Below are 24,281 nucleotides of genomic sequence, written 5' to 3' on the forward strand. Positions count from 1 at the left end.
CCTTTTATTACACATTCTGTTTATTTAAAAATGATAGACAAAACAGACAATCCTCACCCTTACGTGAACTTCCAAAATGAACATGGCAAACATGGAAGCCCTCTTGGTAGAGGCGAGCTAAGTTATCATATCCCTCACCAATATCTAGCGGACTTTCTTTCTTTACTTCAGCAGCTTGTACGGAGTTTGTATTAGAAAGTAGTTCTTCTAGACGTGTACGTAGATGATGATTTTCTGTTTCAAGCGCCTTATGCTCTTCCATCATTAACGCTACAAATTGTTTCAATGCACCAAATTGCTCCTGCATTGCTTCGAGCTGTTGTTCGAACTCCATAACGGTATCTAAGAAATTACGGTCCTTCACCCAAGCCACCTCGTTAAATTCTCTATCTTAAATAAGATTTTTTTCGCATGCTAGCAGTTCTTCTAGTGTATACTCAACTGTGCGTTCTTGCTCGTGTAAATATACTTGAATAAGTCTTTCCAGCACATTTATCCCTACTACTTTCCCACGGCCATCTGGTGTCATTGTTATCTCACCAACATCTGGCATGCCCTCTTTTGCTTCTTCATATTCATCATTTTCATACTTTAAGCAACACATTAAACGTCCACAAAGGCCAGATATTTTTGAGGGATTTAATGATAAGTTTTGATCTTTAGCCATTTTAATAGAAACGGGCTCAAAATCACCCAAAAATGTGGAGCAACAAAGCATTCTACCACATGGACCGATACCACCTAAAAGCTTCGCTTCATCACGCACACCGATTTGGCGAAGTTCAATACGTGTTCTAAAAACAGAGGCTAAATCTTTTACTAGATCCCTGAAATCAACTCGTCCTTCAGCTGTAAAGTAAAAAATAATTTTATTACGATCAAATGTATATTCAACATCTACAAGTTTCATTTCTAAATTATGCTCTATAATTTTAGTACTAGCGAGTTCAAATGCGCGTTTTGATTCTGCTGCATTTTCCTCTACTTGTATACGATCACGATCATCTGCTGGTCTAAGTACTTGTTTTAGTGGTAATACAACATCATTATCACCCACTACCTTTTGAGGGACAACTACCTTTCCATACTCTACACCGCGGGCTGTCTCTACAATAACATATTGATTATCTTCTAGTAGAAATGATGCCGGATCAAAATAATATATTTTACCCGCCTTTTTAAAGCGGACTCCTACTACATTATACAAATGTATATCCCTCCTGCAGATTTAGCATTAACTGCTCCATCAATAACGTCCTATTCATGTTACGCTGTAAAGATGCGCGTGCTTGTAAAATAGATTCCAGCTGATTTGACAATTTATCATAAGTGGAATATAACGCAACTTCTTTAAATAGTGGTAACATGTCTGGATAAGTACAAGCTGCCTCGGGATTAGCTTTTATTGACACTATATCACGGTAAGCAAATAGTAGTAAATCCAATGCTTGTTCCATCTCGCTTTTTTCTTTAAAGTGAGGCAACCACTCTTCATGCACAATAAGCATTGCTTCATGTACATTTTGCCGAATGGCCTCTACTAATTTTAACACTGTTTTTCGAGCGAGTGCAAACTGCTCATCATTTGCTAAAAATATAGCTGTTTCGAGCTCGTTTGTCATCATGCTTACTGTTGAAGCCATTGAATGTGAAATATTATTTTCCTGTAAATGCTTCAATAAAACATGACGTGGCATTTTTTGAAATTTGATATGTTGGCAACGAGAACGGATAGTTGGAAGTATTGACTGCATTTGCTCCGTTAGTAATATAGCAGTTACCTCTCCATCTGGCTCCTCTAAAAATTTAAGTATCATATTAGCAGAGGCTGTATTAAGACGGTCTGCATGATGAAGCACATAAATCTTACGTCCTTCTTCTACACCCATCATTTTCATTTCTCCAATGAGTTCTCGCATCTGATCAATTTTTATAAATTGACCATCTGGATAAATTTGATGAATATTTGGATGATTTCCCGAATCTACACGTTTGCAATTTCGACATGTTTCACATGGAACATTGCCATTTGGTTGCTCACATAACATCAATTTGACAAAAAAGTGCATAATATCTGCCTTGCCTGTCCCTTTTTCACCATCAAAAATATATGCATGTGCTAATCTGTTCTTGTCAAAAATCGTTTGAAGTTGCTTCATTACGACTGGTTGTAGTGTGAGTAGCTCTTCAAAATTCTTGGCCATACATTTAAATTCCTTCCTGTTTCTACAACAAAAGTGGTACTTTCTTGCACTTTTGTTTTCTGTAAAGAAACATTGCCGTTGTTCTACTTTAATGGCGAGTTGCCACATCAACATTTGAAAAAAGCCCGCGCCTATATGAGAACGAGACACGGGTTTTACATATATAAATTAATTAATAAGCCTTTAATTTCACCGATTTTATCAAGAAGATCTATTGCTTCTTTTTCTTCGTCTAAGAGATCCTGTGCAAGCTCGACAAGACGTGTATCAATGGTCTCAATGATTTTCAGACGTCTTCCTTCACCAAAACGATTCCAGGTATGTGATTGTTTTAACTCCATACCATGTTCTACTGTCTCTTGTAGAAATCGTTTTACAAGCATTTTAAACCTAGCAAGTTCTCGTAAATTACGTGATCTAGCTACTCGGTCCCCTGCAGTAGATATATCCCCTAACAAACGTGTGAGTTGTTCTGTTTGCAACTTATTACCTTGCTTGACGACCATATCTCCAAATCGGTTATTTTGATTATTATTTTGTAGTGGCTCTTTGCGATTTGTATTTAACCCGACACGTATATCTTGATTAATTTTCAAGCTGGTTTCGCCCCCACAATTTTCATCTATTTCTCCTACGCATAATCGATTTTAAATAAAATGTTTAATAGTAACAAATAATCAATGATTTAGCTTCGGAGGCTACTTTTTAAAAATGATGGAATTGTTCAATCGGTAAAACAAATACGGTAGCTCCTCCCACCTCTACCTCCACAGGGTAAGGTATATAGGAATCAGCATTTCCTCCTAACGGAGAAACGGGTGCAACCATTTGCTCTCTTGCCCGACAATTATCCCGAATAATATCTAAAAGTTTGGGTATGAGAGAGTCTTCAGTTCCTATAAGAAATGTCGTATTTCCTGAACGTAAAAATCCTCCTGTGCTCGCTAATTTAGTTGCGCGAAACTGATTTTTCGTTAAAGCATTTGATAAGCGGCTGCTATCCTGATCTTGCACTACAGCTACGACTAACTTCATTCGCACTCACCCCTTTTATAAAATTCACCTATATAGGTTTTAATACTATTCCTAAGCATTAGCTTATAAACTTTATCTTGATTCTGCAGATGTTTAAACATCCATTAAAATTGAGGAATATCACCAATGTTGCCCGCCTATACAATGCAGGTTAGTTAACCTAAAACTAGATCTGCTTGAAAGTGAAGCGTCAGCGGTAATTGCCCTCCGACATAATGGATACTCCCAATTGATGCTATCCTAGCGAAGTTAAATTAATGGATAGTATCATTATATCACATTGTTGTAGACAACTTCATGCATTTACTGTATTGCTTCCAATAATAATAACCATACATCTTCCACAACATTCTCAATATCTTGATCTGCGTTGACCACACGTATTCGCTCTGGATACTGCTCTACTAGTTGTAAATATCCTTCACGTACCTTCTGATGAAATGGCAAACTTTCAACATCTAAGCGGTTTACTTCCCGATTGCCTGTTGCATGAATACGCGCTAAGCCAACCTCTGGAGCAAGATCAAATAATATGGTCAGATCAGGTAATTTCTTCCCAATAGCAAACTCATTAATAGAAAGCACCTCATTGACACCGATTCCTCTTGCATATCCTTGGTAGGCTAAAGAGGAATCGATAAAACGGTCACATATAACCAACTTCCCTGCATCTAAGGCAGGGCGTACCTTTTCAAAATAATGCTGGCTTCTTGCTGCAGCATATAATAATGCTTCTGTTCGTTCATCCATCGCAGTATGTGCAGGATTCAAAATGATCGTTCTTATTTTTTCCGCAATCTCGATTCCACCTGGTTCTCTTGTTGCTAGAACTTCTATATTATTTTTTGCTAATCGCTCTGCTATCATTTGAATGACCGTTGTTTTCCCTGCTCCCTCTGGTCCTTCAAATGTAATAAATAAATTGCTATTCATGCTGTTATTGCCTCCAACTATTTAATAACCTGAATCATTTTTTCTGCTAATCGATGATTCCCCTGGAATGTTGCACCTGCTGCTAATAGCTCTTCCAATTGACTTAACTTAGCTACTGTTATTCTTTCACCTGGTACTAATAATGGTATACCAGGTGGATAAGGGATAATCATATTTGCTGAAATTCGTCCCATTGTACGCATATAGGGTAACCACTCTTTACTTAATGATGCAACCTCATTAAAGGTATATATAGGCTCAGTAATCGGTACAAAATGATAGGCTGTTTGAGAAGCAGTTATGCTATCTGTTTTAGCTGTGTTTAATAGCATCGTTATAGCCTCTTTTATACGAACCCTGATTTCAGCAAATGGATAGGTATGTCCTTGCTTCAGCAAAGGTAACACAAATAAAACTTGATTGGCATCTGCCAGTTCCCCATAAACATGCTTTGCCTCTAATGCCTCCTGTAACTGAAAGCCACTATAACCATTAACACGTAACAATACTTTAAGTGGATCATCTACTTCAATTACTTCCAATGAACCAATTGATCGTAATGCATCTACCCATTGATTCTTTTTTTCTATTATATATGCCCCATCACTCTCCATATATGTCTGTACATAATAGCGAGCATCATCTAATGATGCTAATAATAAGTAAGATGGGCTACTAGATTGTAACATGCGTAAGTAATAATGTATTTTGTCAGCCTCTATCAATTCCGACTTAACATGCATAAAAGAAGCCATCGTCATAGCAGGTAGAGTCTTATGAGCTGATTGAACAACAACATCTGCTCCAAATGTCAATGCGGATGGCTGAAATAGCGTACATGCATTAAAATGTGCGCCATGTGCTTCATCCACCAATACAGGTATCCCCTTTTCATGACAATAAGCAATTTGTTGCTGTATTTCATTTGAAGTCATCCCATAATAAGTAGGATATGTTAAAACAACCGCTTTCGCCTCTGAATAATTTTCTACTGCTTCCTTTAAATCTCTATATGTTACATGTGTCGCCGACATCGTTCGTTCATCCCATAGCGGAGACACAAATATTGGCTTAGCCCCAGTAAGTTCAATAGCATGGAAAATCGATTTATGCGCATTACGCTGAACAATAATGGTATCGCCTTTGTTACAAGTAGCATAAATCATTGCTAAATTTCCAACAGTAGACCCTCCTACTAAAAAGAAACTCTTCGTTGCCCCATATGTATCTGCCAATAAATTTTCTGCTTCTAATATCATTTCCTCAGGGTAATGTAAATCATCTAAACCGGATAATTCAGTTACATCATAACGCATTACATCTTTAAATGCTTGCGGAAGGTGAGACAGTTCGCCATGCTTATGACCTGGGACATGAAAAGAAATATTCTGCTGCTGTCTAAAGCGTTCTAACCTTTCTATAATTGGCTTTTTCTTTTGCAAAACAAACACCTATTTTCGTTAGATTCTCCCTTAATTATACGAAATTATAAGGAGAGAAAAAAGCTATCCCTTTTCAACAAAAATATCTTATTCGAAAAGGAGGGTCTTCTATACCTATATCGCCCTTTTTGCACACGTAAAAGTTGCTAGATCAAAATAAAACCGATTATTACAGATAACAGCAATAATCGGTTCTCCAATTTTTCCATCATACAACTAGTCTTTTGCAGCTTGAAGTGCCATTGCTTCCACTAATTGTTCAACTAGTCGAGGTACAAAATTATCTAATACTGGATTCATCATTCCTGCTAAAAATCCACTAGCTTTCATTGTTAAATTACCAGTCAGCTGTGGTGATTCATTTTGATTTTGTTTTACTTCAAAAGAACCATCACCATTTATTGGATCAGATAAACCCTCTAAATCAAATTGTAATTGATGAGCATCCGATTTTTTTACCTTAAGTTTCACTTTAACAGCTTTTTGAATAATGCCAAAATCTCCTTGGAAAACCCATATCATATCATCTTCATTTAGTAGTTCATGATGTAAGTAACCTGGTATTAAAACAGCCCATTGTTCCTTATGATGAATAAAATCCTCTAATTTATTTTTCTGTATATTGATTTCCTTACTATGTTGCCCTGTTGCCATTCTGTTGACCCCCTTTGAATATTTTGATAACCTTCTTAAACTTTAACATTTCTAGGTTTCAAAACATACAAAAAAACCACTGATTTCTCAGTGGTTTCTTTTTTGCCTAGCGACGTCCTACTCTCACAGGGGGAAGCCCCCAACTACCATCGGCGCTTATTGATTACGTTTTGCTTGTTCAGTTTTCAAGGTTCATTTGTTCGCCGCCGTTTCAGCAGCAACTCTTATATAATACCATGTACTTCACACTGTGTCAACAATAATTTCAAAATCTTTTTTGTTTCAATCAGTTGTATTAGCGACTCCTATAACTATACCATAATCTTTTTATATTGCAAGCTTTTTATAAAATAAATATTAAGGCTGTTATTCCTAATACACCAGGAATACCTAAGACGGCGATTGTTAAGACAGAAAACAGATTGATTGGTACATTATATCCTATATAACCAATACCTAAATGGATTACGAATAATAATAGAAAAGCAAATGCAAATCTAAACCAAAACACCGATAATCCTTCTAAAATTTTCCCCAGTTTAGCATGTCTTATTATTATATAAAGAAAAAGAAGCCCGACAGGAATACAAATACTCACAATAACTAACCAAGACATATAGTTGCCTCCTCAATTAAATAATTATGAAAGTTTATGTTTCCTGTTTTGCTTCTATGAATATTTTAAAAAGAACTATTTAATTAATACCTTACGAATTCTAGCTTCCTTAAACAAATAGAAATGAATACTTTCTGCTGTTTTGCGTTGAGCAATCACACCTAGGTCATAATCATCCATTAATTCTTCTATTATCTTCGCCTGCTGTAAATCCTCTTTTGTTTCTTTAATCAGATTCACAAGCTTATCATCGAATTCTTTTTTTAATTTCCCTTTACTACGGAAGAACATATTAATCCCTCACTCATAACTCACGTCGACCTTCCATTGCCTTAGATAGCGTAACCTCATCTGCGTATTCTAGATCTCCACCTACTGGTAATCCATGAGCAATACGGGTTGTACGAATGCCTGACGGTTTGACAAGGCGAGAAATGTACATAGCGGTTGCCTCACCCTCGATTGTTGAATTCGTAGCTAAAATAAGTTCTTGGACACTTTCATCTTGCAAGCGCACTAGCAAGGAAGCAACATTAATATCTTCTGGACCAATACCATCCATTGGTGAAATAGCCCCTTGAAGCACATGGTACATACCGTTGTAGTCACGCATTTTTTCCATTGCGATTACGTCTTTTGTATCTTGCACAACACAAATAATAGAATGATCTCGCTGCTTGTCCGTACAAATGTGACATGGATCTACATCCGTTATATTGCCACAAACAGAACAGTAGCTTAGGTTTCGTTTAGCATCAATCAGTGCTTTAGAGAAGGATAATACATCGTCTTCCTTCATGGATAACACAAAAAACGCCAGACGAGCCGCAGTTTTCGGCCCGATACCTGGCAATTTCATAAAACTATCGATCAATTTAGATATTGGTTCTGGGTAGTACATATGAATACCTCCTAGAATGGAAGGTTTAAGCCTTGAGTGAATTTACCCATAGTTGAGTTTGTTTTTTCTTCTACCTTTTTCAACGCTTCATTTGTTGCAATAACAATTAGGTCTTGTAACATTTCGATGTCTTCTGGGTCTACTACAGATTCATCTAGATTTACTGAAACTACTTCACGCTGACCAGAAACTGTTACTTTCACCATACCGCCGCCCGCAACACCTTCAAATTGCTCAGCATTTAAAGCTTCTTGAGCCTCCATCATTTCCTTTTGCATTTTTTGCATTTTTTTCATCATACCTTGCATATTTCCCATTCCACGCATAAATGTTTCCTCCTAAAAATTTAATCTTCAATAATTTCTACAAAATCTTTACCAAAGAGCTTTTCAGCCTCTGTCACAAGCGGATCCTGTGAAGCAAGAGGTTGAGCATCATCGATAAATGGTTCTTCTGGCATTTCTGCCGGTGGTGGCTCTAATAATTCTTCTCCATGGTCTGATACAGTCTGTGATTTCTTTTGCTGCAGACCATGATCACGAATAAACTCTTCACGCATTTTTAACCATGATTCTTCTGGTATGCATAGCATCTCGTACATTGTACCAGTTTGCCCTGCAATTAATTGTGTAAAGTGAGCCTTTAAAGACTGGTTGTCGGCAACCATCTGACAATGAATATCATACTTGAATTTTAACACAAAAGCACTTGAAGATGCCGCAACAGGTTCGGCTTCTGCTAAAAGAGCCGATTGAGATTTTTGCATTTGACTTAAGGCTTGTGCCCAAATGGACTTAATGCGTTGCACATCTTGCTTTGTTGCATCTTTCAGCACTTCCTGAATACGACCTGTCGGTGCTTTATAACCATTCGGGTTTTTAGCTCGGGGTCGTTGCTCTTTTTGTGCTGCCGACGCTTGCACAGGTGTCCCTGTTTGCAGTTGTAAGGATAATTGCTGAACTATTTGCTCAAGATCTATAATTTTTTGAGTGAGCTCAGGGCTTTGCATCGTTTCGTTTGTGGCCACTGATTGATGGGTTACTCCCCCCGAAAACTGAACCATTTTAAGCAAAGCCGTCTCTAAATAGATTTTCGTATGGTGAGAGAAACGCATTTCCTGCTGTGTTTTTGCGAGTATATCAATATAACCATAAAGCAAATCTGGTGCAAACTCATGTGCTAATGTAAATACACGTTCCTCAGGTGACACAAGCTCTAAAAGTTCAGCTAAATCATCGCTTGTTTGAAGTAATAATAAATCACGGAAAAATGTAATTAAATCCTCTGAGAGTCGCAAAGGGTCCTTACCGTCAGCTATAAGTTGCTCTAAAAGCGCAAGCATTTGCGCAACATCTTTCACTTTGAGTGCCTCAGCCAATTCATAAAAAATATCCTGACTAATAGAACCTGTAACTAGCAACGTATCCTCAAGTTTTAATTTTTCCCCACTAAAAGACACAACTTGGTCCAATAAGCTTAAAGCATCACGCATTCCTCCTGCGGCAGATTGTGCAATCACCTTTAAACCTTGTTCTTCATATGGTAAGTCAATGTCTTCTAAAACAACCTTCATCCGTTCAATAATATCATTAGTAGAAAGTCGTTTAAAATCAAAGCGCTGGCAACGGGAAATAATCGTTGCAGGCAATTTATGAGGCTCTGTTGTTGCTAAAATAAACACAGCGTGGGGAGGTGGTTCTTCCAATGTTTTTAAAAGAGCGTTAAAAGCACTTGTAGAAAGCATATGCACTTCATCTATGATATACACCTTATATCTACTGCTTGCCGGAGCAAAGCGAACCTTTTCTATGATATCCCTAATCTCTTCAACACGTGAATTCGAGGCTGCATCAAACTCAATTACATCTGGATGAGAACCATCTGTAATACTTATGCATGTAGCACATTCATTACACGGCTCTTTCGATGGTGCATGTTCGCAATTTAAGGCCTTCGCAAAGATTTTAGCCGTACTTGTTTTCCCTGTACCACGGGGCCCAGAAAACAGGTAAGCATGTGTTGTTTTATTTGCTAGGAGAGCATTTTGTAGCGTTCTTTTGACATGTGCCTGACCAGACATTTCTCGAAAAGATTGCGGTCGATACACACGGTAAAATGCTTGATACGTCACTGATTTCCTCTCTCCTTCTCCATTTAATTGAATAGTTTTATTATAGCATTTGCTGCATTATATAGAAAATGAAGTTGCTAAATTTAAAATAAAAAAGCATCCGCCTATAATAGACGGATGCTTTGAATTGGCAATTTAATGCCGTGCACCTTTCCTTGACAGCCGCACATAAGCGTTACTCTTGTCGTTAGCTCAGATTAGGCAACCCCGCGGCACATGAATAAGACCACTTAATGCTGCTTCCTTCCGGACCTGACATGGTTCATGGGTATCCATTGCGCAGGACCCAATCGTCAACACTACGTGCAAAAGGCAGACCAAACAATACGGACAGCCTCGAAAAAGGAATTCAGTCTCGCTAGAGCGGATTGCGAGTTACAGGACACCGCTACCTTCCCACCTAGCACGGCAATAACTAGTATACTGACTGTTTGTATAAATTGCAACTTAATGCACAAATTATTTATTCGCTACTCGTGATTAAAACAATAAAAAATTTTTCAAAATATATATTGACGCTTGTTTCTAGTTATGATAAATTTATTTTTGTCGATAAGACAACAGAGCAACATAACATGGAGGTATACCCAAGTCTGGCTGAAGGGATCGGTCTTGAAAACCGACAGGCGGGTAACACCGCGCGGGGGTTCGAATCCCTCTACCTCCTCCAGTTTTAAATTTCCGACTACGAATGTAGCCGTTTTTTTTTGCCTAAATTGTATGTATTACTTGTTAGATACCACTTCCGCCTCGGTTGTGGTATTTTTTATTATATCAATGATGGGAGGTTGTTGAATTGCAATCGAAATTACTTATGACGCGTGCTTCCCTTACTTGGATATTCATAATTGCTGTTATGACTGCAATTGGTAGTGAAATAAAAATTATGCCTTTTGCGAATACAACTTTTCGTTTTGGTTTAGGAACAATTGTCTTCTTTTTATGTACATTAATTAAACCTACACCTATTATTTTAGCTGGTGTAGCTACCAGTATTGTGACAACTATTTTTCGGGTTTTTAATTCGGCATTACATGATGTTCCGATTTCTGAGAGTATATTTAACCATTTACCAGCCGGTTTATTTTATGTATTGTTTGCACTATGCCTGCAAATTTTAAATATTCAACAATACAGAGAAAAACCATTAAAACTTGGTTTACTCGTTGCCTTTAGTGAGGTCATTAGTAATTTAGCGGAACAGATTTTCCGCTTTTTTGTCCAAACGTATAATTTTTTATTTCTCCATGACCTCTTGATCCTATTAGCGGTAGCATTATTACGTAGCTTTTTTGTAGTAGGGATTTACAGTTCGATTTTGATTGCTGAACAAAAAAAGCGGGTACAAGAAATGCTTAATATTGGATCTGACCTCTATGTTGAAACACTATATTTAAAAAAATCAATGAATCATATTGAAACGATTACAGGTAGTGGTTATGAATTATATCGACAGCTAAAGGCTCTAGGTTTTCGAGCAGAAAGTTTACAAGCGCTTCATATTGCCCAGGAAATCCATGAAGTGAAAAAGGATTCTCAACGGATATATGCTGGTATTTCAAAGATTGTTGGTGAAAAGAGCTTTGGCCCTTTTGTATTATCTGAATTATTGCATTATATTGAAGAAGGTAATAGGAAATATGCGGAATTACTTGGGAAGGAAATACAATTTAATACATGTATAGACTTCGATTTTCAAACAAAAGATCATATTGCACTCCTTGCTCTATTAAATAATTTATCAGCCAATGCTGTTGAGGCTATTAAAGAGCAGGGGATCATTTCTATTGCTATTGAGCGCCAAGAAGATAATACTGTAATAACAGTATGTGATAATGGACAAGGGATTTCACAAGCAGATATTTCTGTTATTTTTGAACCTGGATACACCACAAAATTCAATGTTGATGGTGTTGCAGCAACTGGCATTGGGCTTTCACATGTTGCTGAACTAGTAGAAAAATTAAAAGGCTCAATAACCGTTGAATCAAACAATCAATACACAACGTTTAAAATCATAATTCCTACGCAAACTATTCAAACGGGAGAGACTTAAATGAGGTATTTTATTGTAGACGATGATCGTGCAAGTCGTGTTATGTTAAAGCAAATTATTGAGGATAGCGGGTTAGGCACAGTTATTGGTGAGGCTCGCAATGGTGAGGATGCTATTCCACAAATTTTAATGACGCAGCCAGAGTTTGTGCTTATTGATTTACTAATGCCTAAGCTTGATGGTATAGCAACTGTAGAACAACTAATGCAAAATCGGTTCGAGGGACAATTTATTATGATTTCACAGGTAGTGAATAAGGAAATGGTTGGTGAAGCTTATGAGCAAGGAATTGATTTCTTCATTCATAAACCAATCAATCGTATTGAAGTCGAGAATGTTTTGAAAAAAACAACTGAACAATTTCGACTTAAAAACTCACTATTAGTGATACGTCAATCTCTTACAAACATTGAGTTAAGTGAACAAAAGGCTCATAAAGCTACATCACGAGACCATATTCAATCTATTTTAAATGATATGGGGATTGTCGGGGAAATCGGTAGTGAGGATATCATTGCCATTATAGAAACATTACTTGCTCACCAACACAAGATTGCACCCCTTCCTCCATTAAAAGAGCTTTATGAAGAAATTGCAGCTGTGACCAAGGCTACACCAGATGAAATTTTAAAAGAAAGTAAAGCCATCGAGCAACGTGTGCGTCGAACAATATTAGCTGCCATGATTAATCTCGCTAATTTAGGGGTTGTTGATTATACAAACTCAGAATTCGAGTATTATGCCCCTCGCTACTTTGATTTTAAAGAAATTCGTCAGCTCATGACACAGATTGAAGATCACGATAATCGTAAAGCAAAGGTAAATATTAAGAAGTTTATTCAAGTGTTATATTCAGACATTTTAACAAAAGTAAATTAATTTTCTCGGATTTTGTCGGATTCCATAAGTCCTCCGTATTATTAAAGTAAGGCGTGTCCTAAAAATTTAATATTAGGGGAGGTACAAAGGATTTGAAAAAGAAATTTAAAGTCAGCTTAGCCGCTCAGATTTTAATCGGTTTGATTTTAGGGATCATTGTTGGTGGTATCTTTTACGGAAACCCCAAAATTGAGACATATCTACAACCATTAGGGGATATATTTTTACATCTTATTAAGATGATTGTTGTACCGATTATTATTTCGACATTAATCGTTGGTGTTGCTGGTACTGGAGATATGAAGCAACTTGGACGATTAGGCGGGAAATCTATAATTTACTTTGAGATTATTACAACAGTTGCAATCGTAGTTGGATTACTTTCCGCAAATATTTTCCAACCTGGTGCAGGTCTTAACATGAATGAATTATCTCAAGGGGATATTTCGAAGTATGTATCAACAACTGAGGAAGTACAGCATGAGGGACCATTTGATATCATTGTAGGCATTGTCCCAACAAATATTATTCAGTCAATGGCTGAAGGTAATATGCTAGCAATTATCTTCTTCTCAGTTATTTTCGGTTTAGGGGTTGCTGCAGTAGGTGATCGAGGGAAACCAGTCTTAGACTTCTTCCAAGGGGTAGCAGATGCTATGTTCTGGGTAACAAACCTCGTAATGAAATTCGCTCCACTAGGGGTATTTGGTCTAATTGGTGTAACCGTTTCCAAATATGGGTTTGCTTCACTGGTTCCACTTGCCAAATTAGCTATTCTTGTTTATGCAACAATGCTGTTCTTCATCTTTGTCGTTCTTGGACTTGTGGCAAAATTCGCAGGAATCAGCATCTTCTATTTAATTAAAGTGTTAAAAGATGAGCTAATTTTAGCCTTCTCAACAGCAAGTTCTGAAGCTGTACTACCACGTATTATGATGAAAATGGAGAAATTAGGGGCGCCAAAGGATATTGTATCTTTTGTTATACCAACCGGTTACTCCTTTAACTTAGATGGTTCAACATTATATCAAGCCATTGCAGCATTATTTATTGCACAAATGTACGGTATTCACCTAAGCATTGGTGAACAAATTACGTTAATGCTTGTATTAATGGTTACATCTAAAGGTATTGCAGGTGTACCAGGGGTATCATTCGTAGTACTTCTAGCAACTTTAGGTACTGTAGGTATTCCACTTGAGGGACTAGCCTTTATTGCTGGTATTGACCGTATTCTTGATATGGGACGTACAGTTGTTAACGTAATTGGTAACTCATTAGCGTCTTTAGTAATGGCTAAATGGGAAGGCCGTTTCGATCGAGAAAAAATGAAAAATTACTTTAATGATAATGAAAATTTAGCGTAATTTAAAAAAATCCTCACGATGTTGGATGGCATCGTGAGGGTTTTTTTATTTTGCTACTACTTTATCTAAATAAGCGATAATTGATTCTTTTCCATTGGCATGTGCTTCTTGAGCACGTTTTTCATCTTTTTCAAGCTTAGCCTCTGCTGCTACAACAATTTTTTCAGCATCTTGCTGTGGCACAACAATTACACCATCCACATCCCCAATAATATAATCTCCAGGATGAACCGTAACTCCTCCAATGGCGATCGGTACATTTACTTGACCACCGCCGTTTTTATTGCCCGCAGCTACAGTAGTGCCTAACGAAAATACAGGGAAATTTAATTCACGAATTGCTGCAATATCGCGGATTACGCCATCCACAACAAAACCTTGTACACCTATCCCTTTTGCTAAGGAGATCACAAAATCTCCAGCAACAGCTCGGTTAGTATTTCCCTTTGCATCAATGACTAAAATATCCCCTTCATTTGCAGCCCTTATCGCTTCCAAAACTGCCCCATTTTCACCATCTGGTAAACGTACAGTTACAGCTCGCCCCGCAACTTTAAAATGGTCTGCTAACGGCTTAATATCACTTCGCAAATTGGTATGCCCGCCTGTTGCATCTGAAATAGCTGTTGTTGGTAAATGCTGAAAGCTTACTTCTACTTTTGTCATACATAACACCCCTATTATGATTAATGACTTACTCTATTATTGTAAATAAAAAACATCTACTATTTCAATATATCTCGGAAATAGTAGTCAGAACATCTACTTATTAGAATTAAATAATTTCGACAAATTGCTTTGATTGCTCGTCTAAGGCTTCAGCAGCAGATGCTATTTCACTAAAGTCATTAGCTGTGACAGTAATTTGCTCATTTGTTTTATCTATTTTTTCAGCTATTTTTGTAATACTGTCAGTCACCTGACCAATCTCTCGTTCAATGCCCTCCACATTATCCTTCACTTCTGAAATAGATTGTTCAACTCTTACAGAAAGCTTACGTACCTCTTTCGCCACTACATCAAAACCTCTACCATATTCTCCAGCCCTAGCAGCTTCAATCGCTGCATTTAGTGCCAATAAATTAGTTTGTGAAGCAATTTCTTGTATCGTCTTGACAATTCCTTTAATAGAATCTGCTTGTTTCTGAAGCTGCACAAGATTACTTACATTTTCATTTGATTCCTTAGAAACCACTTTAATGGTTTCTAGTAGATCTTGGCTATTTTGAATGCCTGCCTCCGAACGCTGGTAAAGCTTATTAGACATGCCCTTCAACTTGTCAGCAACACTAACTATTTCATGCTGTCGTTCAGTAATATTGGTAGCTATTTTGGATACACCTATTACTTTTCTTGTATTATTTGCGAAAACAGGCATATATGTCGCTTCCAGCCAAATTATATTACCTTTAGCATCCATTCTTTCTATTTTGTCCTGATAGCTGTTTCCTGCCGTTAGATTGCGCCAAAATTTATCGTACTCCATACTATTTGCGAAGTCAGGCAAACAAAAGTCTTTATGATGTTTTCCTAGCATTTCCTGCACTGTATAGCCTAATGTTTGAGCAAATAGTTCATTGACATATGCCACTCTTCTCTCCATATCGAAGCGTATAATAGCTATATTTCGTTCAATAGCCTGTACTACTAAATCATCGGTTACTTGAGCCTCTACACTATACATAAACAACACCCCACCCATTACTATTTTTTTACTTAAAATTTAATTATTTTACTTTTATATTACATCAATTATGCCTGAGTGTAATTGCAACGATGTTAGTGCACCTGCTGCATCAAGGTAAAAAACATGGAGAATGTTCATCCATGTTTTTTTAATATACGTAAAATCCCTTCAGAGGTAGCCGCTACACGTAGAAACTTCTTTTGCTCAGCACGTATAAAGCCTTCCTCTAGCATTATTTTAAAATGCTGTAGAAGCGCATCATAGAATCCCTGGACATTATATAAAATGACAGGTTTTGTATGAAGCCCAATTTGAGCCCAAGTAAATACCTCAAAATATTCATCTAAAGTCCCTGCGCCACCTGGCAGAGCAATAAAGGCATCGGCTAACTCGGCCATTTTAGCTTTACGAATATGCATAGAGTCTACAATATGAATCTCTGTTAATGAGGCATGTGCCAATTCACGCTTTTGTAAATGTGTTGGCATCACACCAATCACTTCTCCCCCTGCTGCTAAAACAGCATCGGCTACCTTCCCCATTAGGCCTGTTTTAGAACCACCATAGACAACCCCATGACCGTTTTTTGCCAGCGCTGTACCAAGCTCAGCCGCTTTCTCTGCATAAATAGGGCTTTTACCCAAACCGGATCCGCAATACACTGCGATTCTTATAATAATCCCTCCTATTCAAAAAACGTGAAACAATTGGCTATATATTGTCTCACGTTTTTTGGTCATTTATTTTACTTTTATTTTCGTAAATGGCTTGTTTGTTTTAGCATATGACTGATACGGCTCACAATTGATTCAATGGCATCAGGATTTTTTAATAAATCATAATCATTAATATCTAAACGTAGAACTGGACAAGAATTAAAATTATTTATCCAATTTTCATAGCGTTCATGCATTTCTATCCAATAATCATTGGGTGTTTGTTGCTCCATTGTACGTCCACGCTCTTGAATACGTCCAATAACTGCATCAATAGGTCCTTCAAGATAGACAAGCAAATCTGGATGTGGGAAATAAGGTGTCATCACCATTGCATCAAACAAATTTGTATACGTCTCATAATCTGTTGGGCTCATTGTTCCTTTATCATAATGCATCTTAGCAAAAATGCCAGTATCCTCATAAATAGAACGATCTTGTACAAATCCTCCACCATATTCAAAAATACGCTTCTGTTCTTTAAAGCGCTCTGCTAAAAAGTAGACCTGTAAATGAAAGCTCCATTTTTCAAAGTCCTCATAAAATTTATCAAGGTATGGATTTGTGTCTACTTTCTCGAACGAGGTACGAAAGTTCAGTGCCTCTGCTAAAGCCTTTGTCATCGTCGATTTTCCTACCCCAACAGTACCAGCAATCGTAATAACCGTTTGTGGTGGAATATCGTACTTCTCTCTTAAATTCATTATTGCAAACTCCTTTGTTGTAACGTATCTTTAATTATTTTTAAAACATGATTTAAATCATTTGGATTTTTTACAAAATCAAGCTGATCTCCATTAAATTGAATAACTGGAATTTCGGGATGCATGCTCTCAAAATGCTCGATAAAAGAATGATAGTCGGCCACAAGCTGCTCCATGTAATCACGTGAAATCATCTTTTCAAACTCTCGCCCTCGCATAGCGATACGCTTCATTAATGTCTCAACGCTGGCATGTAAATAAACCACTACATTCGGAACAGGCATGTCTTTCGTTAAAATTCTATAGATCTCCTCATACTTCTCGTATTCAGTTGGTGCCAATGTACGCTTCGCAAATATTAAATTTTTAAAAATATGATAGTCTGCTACAACAGGTTTGGCATGTGCTAAACGAAATTTTTTTATATCGGTTAGTTGCTTATAGCGATTACAAAGGAAGAACATTTCCGTTTGGAAACTCCATTCCTCAATGTTTTCATAAAACTTATTTAAAAAAGGGTTTTCGTCTACAATTTCTTTTAATAGATGGTAATTTAATGTCGCTGCTATCTCTTTCGATAAAGAGGTTTTGCCAACACCAATCGGACCTTCTACCGTAACAAATGGAACCGTCACCAGAAGCTCCTCCTTTTGTTCTATGGATTCGATCATTGTGTCCTACATAAAATGAATCAGTACCTTTCATTTTATCATAGTAGGAAAATGAAAAACAGAATCAACCTATTGTTCTAGTAAATTTACCTGTGGTATTCTCCTGATGATATAGAAAAAAGACATAGAAAAAAGACATCGAGAATCTACTTCCCGATGCCTTTATACCTTCTTATAATTTCACTCGTTGTAAACGAAGTGCATTTAATACAACCGATACTGAACTAAAGGCCATCGCTGCACCTGCTACCCATGGCGCAAGCAGACCGAGTGCAGCAATTGGAATACCTAATGTATTATAAGCAAATGCCCAAAATAGATTTTGTTTAATATTACGCATTGTTTTTCTACTCATTAGAATGGCATCCGCGATACTATTTAAGTCTCCACGAATAAGTGTAATATCTGCTGCTTCCATCGCCACATCTGTCCCTGTACCAATTGCCATCCCAATATTCGCTGTTGCCAAGGCAGGTGCGTCATTAATACCGTCACCTACCATCGCCACTTTTTTCCCTTGGGCTTGAAGTTTTTTCACTTCATCAGCTTTACCTTCGGGTAAGACCTCGGCAATAACATGATTCACGCCTACCTCTGTTCCAATTGCTTGAGCAGTACGTTCGTTATCACCTGTCATCATAATGACCGTAATGCCCATATCCTGTAAACGACGAATAGCTTCTTTTGATGTATCTTTCACGGTATCAGCCACAGCGACTAAACCCGCATATTGCCCATTGATGGCAGCTAACATGGCTGTTTTACCGTTTCGTTCTAATTGCTCCATTGTTGGTAAAATATCATTAATACCAATTCCATATTGTTGCATTAATTTACGTGTGCCAATGACAATACCTTGACCTGAGACAGTTGCCTGCACACCATAACCAGGTATTGCTTCGAAGAATTGAACATCACCTAAAGCTATGCCGCGTTTTTCTATTCCTTGAACAATGGCTTCTGCTAGTGGATGCTCTGACTGCTTCTCTGCTGCGCCGATTAAGGATAAAAAGCGTGCTTCATCTTGCTCTGGCGCTAACAAAACATCTGTAAGCTCAGGTTTACCATGTGTCACCGTTCCTGTTTTATCTACAACAACTGTATCTATGCCTTGTGTTTGCTCTAAATGTTCTCCACCTTTGAATAAAATACCAAATTCAGCTGCACGTCCAGAGCCTGCCATTATTGAAGTCGGTGTTGCTAACCCAAGTGCACATGGACAAGCAATGACAAGAACTGCGATTAATACCTCTAAAGCAGGTGTAAATTCACCTGGACGGACCCAAATAATCCAAATTAAAAAAGTGACAATGGCTATGCCAACAACAATAGGTACGAAAATACCCGAAATCTGATCTGCTAAACGTTGAATAGGTGCTTTCGATCCTTGTGCATCTTCGACCACTTTAATAATTTGTGCTAATGCTGTATCTCGGCCAACCTTTGTTGCAGTCATTTTAATAAAACCATTTTTGTTAATCGTTGAGCCAAATAATAGATCACCTTGCTTTTTATCAACTGGTAGACTCTCTCCTGTTAACATCGATTCATCAACAGCTGTTGTCCCCTCTATTACCTCACCATCTACAGGAATTTTTTCACCTGGTTTCACTAAAATAACATCACCAATGATGACTTCTTCTAATGGGACCTCTTTTTCTACACCGTCACGTACAACGATAGCTGTTTTTGCTTGGAGTCCCATTAGTTTTTTTATGGCTTCAGATGAGCGTCCTTTTGCCTTTGCCTCAAATAATTTACCTAATAAAATAAGTGTAATTAATACAGCACTCGTTTCAAAATAAAGATGTGGACCGTGATGTGATCCTATCGTTACAATCGCTTGATAGACACTATAGAAATAGGCCGCTGATGTCCCCATAACAACAAGCACATCCATATTTGCACTACCATTGCGTAATGCTTTATATGCCCCTACATAAAATTGTTTACCAATAATAAATTGCACTGGCGTAGCCAATACCATTTGGACCCATGGATTCATTAGAAATTCTGGAACATATAAAAATGACGTAAAGGAAAAATGACCAACCATCGTCCATAGCAGTGGTAAAGAAAGTATTGCCGATAAAATAAATTTATGTTGTTGCTGTTTGATAGCTTTTTCACGATGATCCACTGTTTCCTGCTCATCTGCCTTTTGATGTGCCCCATAGCCTAGCTTCTCAACTTTTGTAATGATATCTGAGATGGATACTTCCGAAGGATTAAACTCAATCATCGCTTTTTCCAGTGCTAAGTTGACATTAGCAGAGGAAATACCACTTAGTTTATTTAACCCTTTTTCAATGCGAGTTGCACAGGCTGCACATGTCATACCTGTAATATCAAGTTCAGCTTTTTGTTTAACAACACCATAGCCAAGTGCTTCTATTTTCTTTTCAAAATCTGCTTCACTTAGTTTAGTTGGGTCATATTTAATAGATGATTTTTCAAGTGCTAAATTTACTGTTGCATGTTCTACACCATCCATTTTATTTAACCCTTTTTCTATTCGAGTGGCACAGGCCGCACATGTCATCCCTGTAATTTGCAAATTAGCTTCCTTATGATCAGAACTCATTTACCTTTCACCTCTCCTTATACCGACTAGGGGTATATATTTTTGAAAATAAGAGAGTGCCACAGAAGCACTCTACAAATTTTATTTTACTTCATAGCCTTGATCATCAATTGTCTCTTTAATTTGATCAAGTGATACTTGTGCATCGTCAAATGCAACATCAACTAAACCTTCTGCTAAATTTACTTTTACTTGTTCAACACCAGCTAAAGCACCAACGTTTTTTTCAACCGCGTTTACACAATGACCACATGACATTCCTTGTACGTTTAATGTTACGTTTTGCATAATAAAATCTCTCCTTTTGTATGTTTTTAATCTATTTTTTCATTAACTTTTGAATCGTTATTACTAACTCATCTAATACTGCTTCATCGCCCTCTGATAGACGATCCACAACACAGCCCTTTAAATGACCTTCTAATAATATTTTTGCCACACTATTTAATGCAGATTGTGTAGCAGATAGTTGCGTAATAATATCATCACAGTAAACGTCTTTATCAATCATTCCCTTAATACCTCGAATCTGACCTTCAATTCGATTTAAGCGAGTTGTTAAATCCTTTTTCACACGCTCAGGGTGATGACTTTTTCGGCAAGACGTAGCTTCCTCTGTATGACAAGCTTCCTCTTTTACTGTCTCCTCCATTCACTACACCTCCTATTTGTAATTATCATACTATACCCAAGAAGGGTATGCAAGTCATAAAAAATTTTATTTTTCATCGTGATGATGTTCATGGTCATTTTCTAATTTACATAAAATAGAATTATCATGTCGATGTAAGGATGTTTCTAATTGAATTGTTACATGCTTAATGCCCTTATGTTGAAGATTATGTTCAATTTTCCGCAAGATATGCTCACTCTCAGCTATTTTCAATTGATCATTTACAACCGCATGACAGGATAATGCATTCGTTCCACTAGTAATTGTCCAGATGTGTAAATCGTGGATACTTTCTATTCCATCAGTCTGCTCTATTAACTGAATAATCTCCTGAACATCTACATTTGAAGGTGTCCCCTCCATTAAGACATGAATGGAGGCTTTTGTGACATGGTAGCCACTTCGTACGACCAATAATGCAACAATAACGCTTGCAAGAGGATCTGCCCAGCCCCAGCCAAAAAACATAATTAATAGTGCCGCAACAATAGCGCCTACAGACCCTAGCATATCACTTAGTACATGTAAAAATGCTCCGCGCATATTTAAATTATCCTTTGTATCACTTCCACGCATCATAATCCAGGCAACTAAAATGTTTACGAACAAACCAATTATACTAATTATAAGCATTCCAGTTGTAGCTACTTCTGGTGGGTTTGTAAATCGTTCAATTGCTTCATAGAAAATAAATAATGCGATTCCTATTAATGTAATGCCATTCAATACTGCAGCTAGAATCTCAAATCGTTTATAGCCGTATGTTTTACTATAGCTTGCAGCTTTTTCCCCAAACATAAAAGCTAACATTGCTATGCCTAAAGAGATAGAGTCGCTTAACATATGCCCTGCATCTGATAAAAGAGCCAAACTATTTGTTAAAAAGCCACCAATGGCTTCCACTACCATATACCCTGTAATAATAATAAACGACAGTAATAATACCTTTTTATTTGCACCATGTGTATGATCATGGCCATGGTCGTGTTGATGTCCCATTGTTATTCCCCCATTTCATTTTAGTTATGAGCCGCATGCTCAATAGCCTGCTTCAATAAATTCATAATGTGATCATCGTCCTTAGAATAATATATGGTTGTTCCTTCTCTCCTAAATTTCACCAATCTTAAATTTTTAAGAAAGCGTAATTGGTGGGAAACGGTTGATTGGCCTAAATCTAAAATTTCTGCAATATCATTAACAGAATGTTCATCTGAACAAAGTAAGTTTAAAATACGAATTCGAGTTGGATCACTCAATGCTTTAAAAGTCTGAGATACTACAAATAATGTCTCTTCATCTAAATGCTGATCAATATTTTTTTGCATTTCTGAACTGTTTAATTTTTCATCCATATAAGTTTACCCCATTCTCCAATATTTTTATATGAGCATGTGTTCATATAAAAATATATATGGATATATAAGGAATGTCAACAAGTATTTATGCTTCGACATATTACATATCAATCGCTTACGCATGGCTGCAATGATTTTAGATGAATATAACATCCGAAAAGAAGTTAAAAGTAGCAATTACCAATTCAGCACGCTACACTACTGTTAAGGAGAGATATGAGTGGATATTTTTGACGCAGATCGTTTATTTATGAAACAAGCATTAGAGGAAGCTCAACAGGCTGCCTTACTTGGGGAAGTACCAATTGGTGCAGTACTTGTTTATGAAGGAAAAATCATTGCACGTGCGCATAATTTAAGAGAAACAACGCAAAATGCAACAACACATGCGGAGCTGTTAGTGATTCAAGAAGCCTGCAAAAAAATAGGGAGTTGGCGACTGGAGGATACTACTCTTTATGTTACATTGGAGCCTTGTCCAATGTGTGCAGGAGCCATTCTCCAATCACGTGTACCCCGAGTTGTTTATGGGGCAAGAGATCAAAAAGCTGGCTGTGTAGATTCTCTTTACCAGTTATTAAATGATGAACGCTTTAATCATGAATGTGATGTAACAGAAGGGATTTTAGCCGAGGAATGTGGTCAAATTTTAACAGACTTCTTTAAGGCTTTACGAGACCGTAAAAAGGCTGAGAAAAAAGCACGATTAGCTTCCAACAATGTAAATGGTCATTAAAGAAGGTGCCTCCTAATGAGACACCTTCTTTATATTTAAGGGAATGGCGATATATATGAAATGTGTCGTAGCAGCGACAGCATCTTCATAACTAATTTATTGAGCTTGAAGAGTGGATTGTGTAAAAACACATTCTCCTTCGATATATGTAGCGAATGGTTTTACATGCATAAGCTGGTTATGTGAAAGGGTCATCAAATCGTCTGTTAGTACTACAAAATTAGCTTCATAGCCCTCTTTTAACTGACCAACGTTCTCCATACGAATCATCGTCTTGGCATCAACTGTATATAGCTGTATTGCCTCCTCTACAGAGATTTTTTCTGCCGCGCCTAAATCTGTTCCATCATAGGCTCTTCGTGTAACAGCAGCTTGTATCGTAACAAAGGGATTAGCCGCTTCTGCCCAAGATGTGGCAGGCGCATCTGAAGAGAGTGCTGTCGCAATACCCCTCTGTAGAAATGTTTGAACACCATATAAAGTCTGTGTTTTTTCTAGCCCTAGATTCTCTAAATAACTCTCAATTTCGCAGAATAAGAAGATGGGTTGTGGCACAAAGCCTATCCCCCATTCAGCAGCTTTTTGCAAGGCACTTTCAGAAGGCATGGCGGCATGCTCAATACGAACAGAAGGTGCATCTGTTAACCAAGCTTTTTCCTCATAAAATGTGTCGACAATTAAATCAATGGCTCTGTCCCCCATTGCATGAACCACTAATTGAATACCACATTCTTTTGCTTCCGCAGCAGCCGCTAGCAGCTCCTCTTTCGAAGTCATTGCTATACCTTTTTCTTCACTTCCCAAAAATGGCTCAGAAACAAGTGCTGTACGGCCTGAAACACTGCCATCCGAAAATAGCTTGATGCCTCCAATATAGGCTCCTGCAGAACGATCGATATTATCTGCTGTTAACAGCTCATATCGTTGAATATCC

28 protein-coding genes, 1 tRNA gene and 1 other RNA gene are annotated in these 24,281 nt (G+C 37.4%); 5 read left to right on the forward strand and 25 right to left on the reverse strand.

What is annotated here, in order from left to right:
* Positions 1 to 7 precede the first annotated feature (7 nt).
* The 14 genes from yabA to ffs form a co-directional block, all read right to left on the reverse strand.
* Positions 8 to 364, reverse strand: a complete 357-nt coding sequence (yabA, locus tag V1L66_RS22620) for a DNA replication initiation control protein YabA (protein WP_004229222.1) — start codon at positions 362 to 364, stop codon at positions 8 to 10.
* Between the two features lie 27 nt (positions 365 to 391).
* Positions 392 to 1,207, reverse strand: a complete 816-nt coding sequence (locus tag V1L66_RS22625) for a stage 0 sporulation family protein (RefSeq protein ID WP_036075709.1) — start codon at positions 1,205 to 1,207, stop codon at positions 392 to 394.
* Positions 1,200 to 2,204, reverse strand: coding sequence for a DNA polymerase III subunit delta' (gene holB, locus V1L66_RS22630; protein ID WP_016993814.1), 1,005 nt, complete (start codon positions 2,202 to 2,204; stop codon positions 1,200 to 1,202). Before holB ends, V1L66_RS22625 begins: the two co-directional genes overlap by 8 nt.
* A 155-nt stretch (positions 2,205 to 2,359) precedes the next feature.
* Positions 2,360 to 2,800, reverse strand: a complete 441-nt coding sequence (locus V1L66_RS22635) for a YaaR family protein (RefSeq protein WP_004229228.1) — start codon at positions 2,798 to 2,800, stop codon at positions 2,360 to 2,362.
* Positions 2,801 to 2,909: 109 nt separating this feature from the next.
* Positions 2,910 to 3,239 carry a cyclic-di-AMP receptor gene (locus V1L66_RS22640; RefSeq protein WP_004229230.1) on the reverse strand — a complete coding sequence of 110 codons (330 nt, stop codon included), beginning with the start codon at positions 3,237 to 3,239 and terminating at the stop codon, positions 2,910 to 2,912.
* A gap of 303 nt (positions 3,240 to 3,542) precedes the next feature.
* Positions 3,543 to 4,172, reverse strand: a complete 630-nt coding sequence (gene tmk / locus V1L66_RS22645; RefSeq protein ID WP_036075713.1) for a dTMP kinase — start codon at positions 4,170 to 4,172, stop codon at positions 3,543 to 3,545.
* 17 nt (positions 4,173 to 4,189) lie between these two features.
* Positions 4,190 to 5,623 (reverse strand): aminotransferase class I/II-fold pyridoxal phosphate-dependent enzyme, encoded by a 1,434-nt coding sequence (locus V1L66_RS22650; RefSeq protein ID WP_333006342.1) that lies wholly within the window; start codon positions 5,621 to 5,623, stop codon positions 4,190 to 4,192.
* Between the two features lie 207 nt (positions 5,624 to 5,830).
* Positions 5,831 to 6,268, reverse strand: coding sequence for an SRPBCC domain-containing protein (locus V1L66_RS22655; RefSeq protein ID WP_258860518.1), 438 nt, complete (start codon positions 6,266 to 6,268; stop codon positions 5,831 to 5,833).
* Positions 6,269 to 6,611: 343 nt separating this feature from the next.
* On the reverse strand, positions 6,612 to 6,884 hold the full coding sequence (locus V1L66_RS22660; RefSeq protein WP_016992634.1) for a pro-sigmaK processing inhibitor BofA family protein: 273 nt from the start codon (positions 6,882 to 6,884) through the stop codon (positions 6,612 to 6,614).
* Positions 6,885 to 6,959: 75 nt separating this feature from the next.
* Positions 6,960 to 7,175 (reverse strand): YaaL family protein, encoded by a 216-nt coding sequence (locus V1L66_RS22665; protein ID WP_004233954.1) that lies wholly within the window; start codon positions 7,173 to 7,175, stop codon positions 6,960 to 6,962.
* A gap of 13 nt (positions 7,176 to 7,188) precedes the next feature.
* Positions 7,189 to 7,785 carry a recombination mediator RecR gene (recR, locus tag V1L66_RS22670; protein WP_016992632.1) on the reverse strand — a complete coding sequence of 199 codons (597 nt, stop codon included), beginning with the start codon at positions 7,783 to 7,785 and terminating at the stop codon, positions 7,189 to 7,191.
* A gap of 11 nt (positions 7,786 to 7,796) precedes the next feature.
* Complete coding sequence (locus V1L66_RS22675) at positions 7,797 to 8,111, reverse strand: YbaB/EbfC family nucleoid-associated protein (RefSeq protein WP_004233957.1); 315 nt, start codon at positions 8,109 to 8,111, stop codon at positions 7,797 to 7,799.
* A 20-nt stretch (positions 8,112 to 8,131) separates the two neighbouring features.
* The gene (gene dnaX, locus V1L66_RS22680) at positions 8,132 to 9,916 is read right to left on the reverse strand and encodes a DNA polymerase III subunit gamma/tau (protein WP_333006616.1); all 1,785 of its coding nucleotides are present in this window, start codon (positions 9,914 to 9,916) and stop codon (positions 8,132 to 8,134) included.
* A gap of 141 nt (positions 9,917 to 10,057) precedes the next feature.
* Positions 10,058 to 10,325, reverse strand: an RNA gene (gene ffs, locus V1L66_RS22685) — signal recognition particle sRNA large type.
* A gap of 168 nt (positions 10,326 to 10,493) precedes the next feature.
* Between ffs and V1L66_RS22690 the strand changes: the two genes are divergently transcribed.
* The 4 genes from V1L66_RS22690 (at position 10,494) to V1L66_RS22705 (ending at position 14,218) form a co-directional block, all read left to right on the forward strand.
* Positions 10,494 to 10,586, forward strand: a tRNA-Ser gene (locus V1L66_RS22690).
* Positions 10,587 to 10,712: 126 nt separating this feature from the next.
* The gene (locus tag V1L66_RS22695; RefSeq protein WP_258860930.1) at positions 10,713 to 11,972 is read left to right on the forward strand and encodes a sensor histidine kinase; all 1,260 of its coding nucleotides are present in this window, start codon (positions 10,713 to 10,715) and stop codon (positions 11,970 to 11,972) included.
* Entirely contained in the window at positions 11,973 to 12,851 is an 879-nt protein-coding gene (locus tag V1L66_RS22700) for a response regulator (RefSeq protein ID WP_036075176.1), read from the forward strand.
* A gap of 92 nt (positions 12,852 to 12,943) precedes the next feature.
* Positions 12,944 to 14,218 carry a cation:dicarboxylate symporter family transporter gene (locus V1L66_RS22705; protein WP_016995246.1) on the forward strand — a complete coding sequence of 425 codons (1,275 nt, stop codon included), beginning with the start codon at positions 12,944 to 12,946 and terminating at the stop codon, positions 14,216 to 14,218.
* Positions 14,219 to 14,263: 45 nt separating this feature from the next.
* Here the strand turns inward: V1L66_RS22705 and V1L66_RS22710 are convergent, their stop codons facing one another.
* From V1L66_RS22710 to V1L66_RS22755, 10 genes are all read right to left on the reverse strand, one after another.
* Positions 14,264 to 14,884 (reverse strand): RraA family protein, encoded by a 621-nt coding sequence (locus V1L66_RS22710; RefSeq protein WP_036075174.1) that lies wholly within the window; start codon positions 14,882 to 14,884, stop codon positions 14,264 to 14,266.
* A gap of 109 nt (positions 14,885 to 14,993) precedes the next feature.
* Complete coding sequence (locus V1L66_RS22715) at positions 14,994 to 15,902, reverse strand: methyl-accepting chemotaxis protein (protein WP_333006617.1); 909 nt, start codon at positions 15,900 to 15,902, stop codon at positions 14,994 to 14,996.
* 137 nt (positions 15,903 to 16,039) lie between these two features.
* Complete coding sequence (locus V1L66_RS22720) at positions 16,040 to 16,579, reverse strand: TIGR00730 family Rossman fold protein (protein ID WP_374116343.1); 540 nt, start codon at positions 16,577 to 16,579, stop codon at positions 16,040 to 16,042.
* 77 nt (positions 16,580 to 16,656) lie between these two features.
* A complete protein-coding gene (locus V1L66_RS22725) occupies positions 16,657 to 17,325 on the reverse strand; it encodes a deoxynucleoside kinase (RefSeq protein ID WP_004233968.1) in 669 nt (222 codons plus the stop codon).
* Positions 17,325 to 17,960 (reverse strand): deoxynucleoside kinase, encoded by a 636-nt coding sequence (locus V1L66_RS22730; protein WP_036075169.1) that lies wholly within the window; start codon positions 17,958 to 17,960, stop codon positions 17,325 to 17,327. Before V1L66_RS22730 ends, V1L66_RS22725 begins: the two co-directional genes overlap by 1 nt.
* Positions 17,961 to 18,168: 208 nt before the next feature.
* Entirely contained in the window at positions 18,169 to 20,580 is a 2,412-nt protein-coding gene (locus V1L66_RS22735; protein WP_333006618.1) for a heavy metal translocating P-type ATPase, read from the reverse strand.
* Positions 20,581 to 20,661: 81 nt separating this feature from the next.
* Positions 20,662 to 20,868, reverse strand: a complete 207-nt coding sequence (copZ, locus tag V1L66_RS22740; RefSeq protein ID WP_036121975.1) for a copper chaperone CopZ — start codon at positions 20,866 to 20,868, stop codon at positions 20,662 to 20,664.
* A 31-nt stretch (positions 20,869 to 20,899) separates the two neighbouring features.
* Entirely contained in the window at positions 20,900 to 21,232 is a 333-nt protein-coding gene (locus V1L66_RS22745; RefSeq protein ID WP_048390994.1) for a metal-sensing transcriptional repressor, read from the reverse strand.
* Between the two features lie 66 nt (positions 21,233 to 21,298).
* Entirely contained in the window at positions 21,299 to 22,252 is a 954-nt protein-coding gene (locus V1L66_RS22750) for a cation diffusion facilitator family transporter (protein ID WP_004233977.1), read from the reverse strand.
* A gap of 20 nt (positions 22,253 to 22,272) precedes the next feature.
* Positions 22,273 to 22,608 (reverse strand): metalloregulator ArsR/SmtB family transcription factor, encoded by a 336-nt coding sequence (locus V1L66_RS22755; RefSeq protein ID WP_004233978.1) that lies wholly within the window; start codon positions 22,606 to 22,608, stop codon positions 22,273 to 22,275.
* Between the two features lie 223 nt (positions 22,609 to 22,831).
* Here V1L66_RS22755 and tadA point away from each other — a divergent pair, with 223 nt between their 5' ends.
* Positions 22,832 to 23,347, forward strand: a complete 516-nt coding sequence (tadA, locus tag V1L66_RS22760; RefSeq protein ID WP_333006619.1) for a tRNA adenosine(34) deaminase TadA — start codon at positions 22,832 to 22,834, stop codon at positions 23,345 to 23,347.
* A 96-nt stretch (positions 23,348 to 23,443) separates the two neighbouring features.
* On the opposite strand, the gene V1L66_RS22765 is transcribed toward tadA, so the two are convergent.
* Positions 23,444 to 24,277 (reverse strand): amidohydrolase family protein, encoded by an 834-nt coding sequence (locus V1L66_RS22765; protein WP_333006626.1) that lies wholly within the window; start codon positions 24,275 to 24,277, stop codon positions 23,444 to 23,446.
* Positions 24,278 to 24,281: the final 4 nt, after the last annotated feature.

This window comes from Lysinibacillus sp. IITD104, from assembly GCF_036698265.2.
GTDB classification, from domain to species: Bacteria; Bacillota; Bacilli; order Bacillales_A; family Planococcaceae; genus Lysinibacillus; species Lysinibacillus boronitolerans.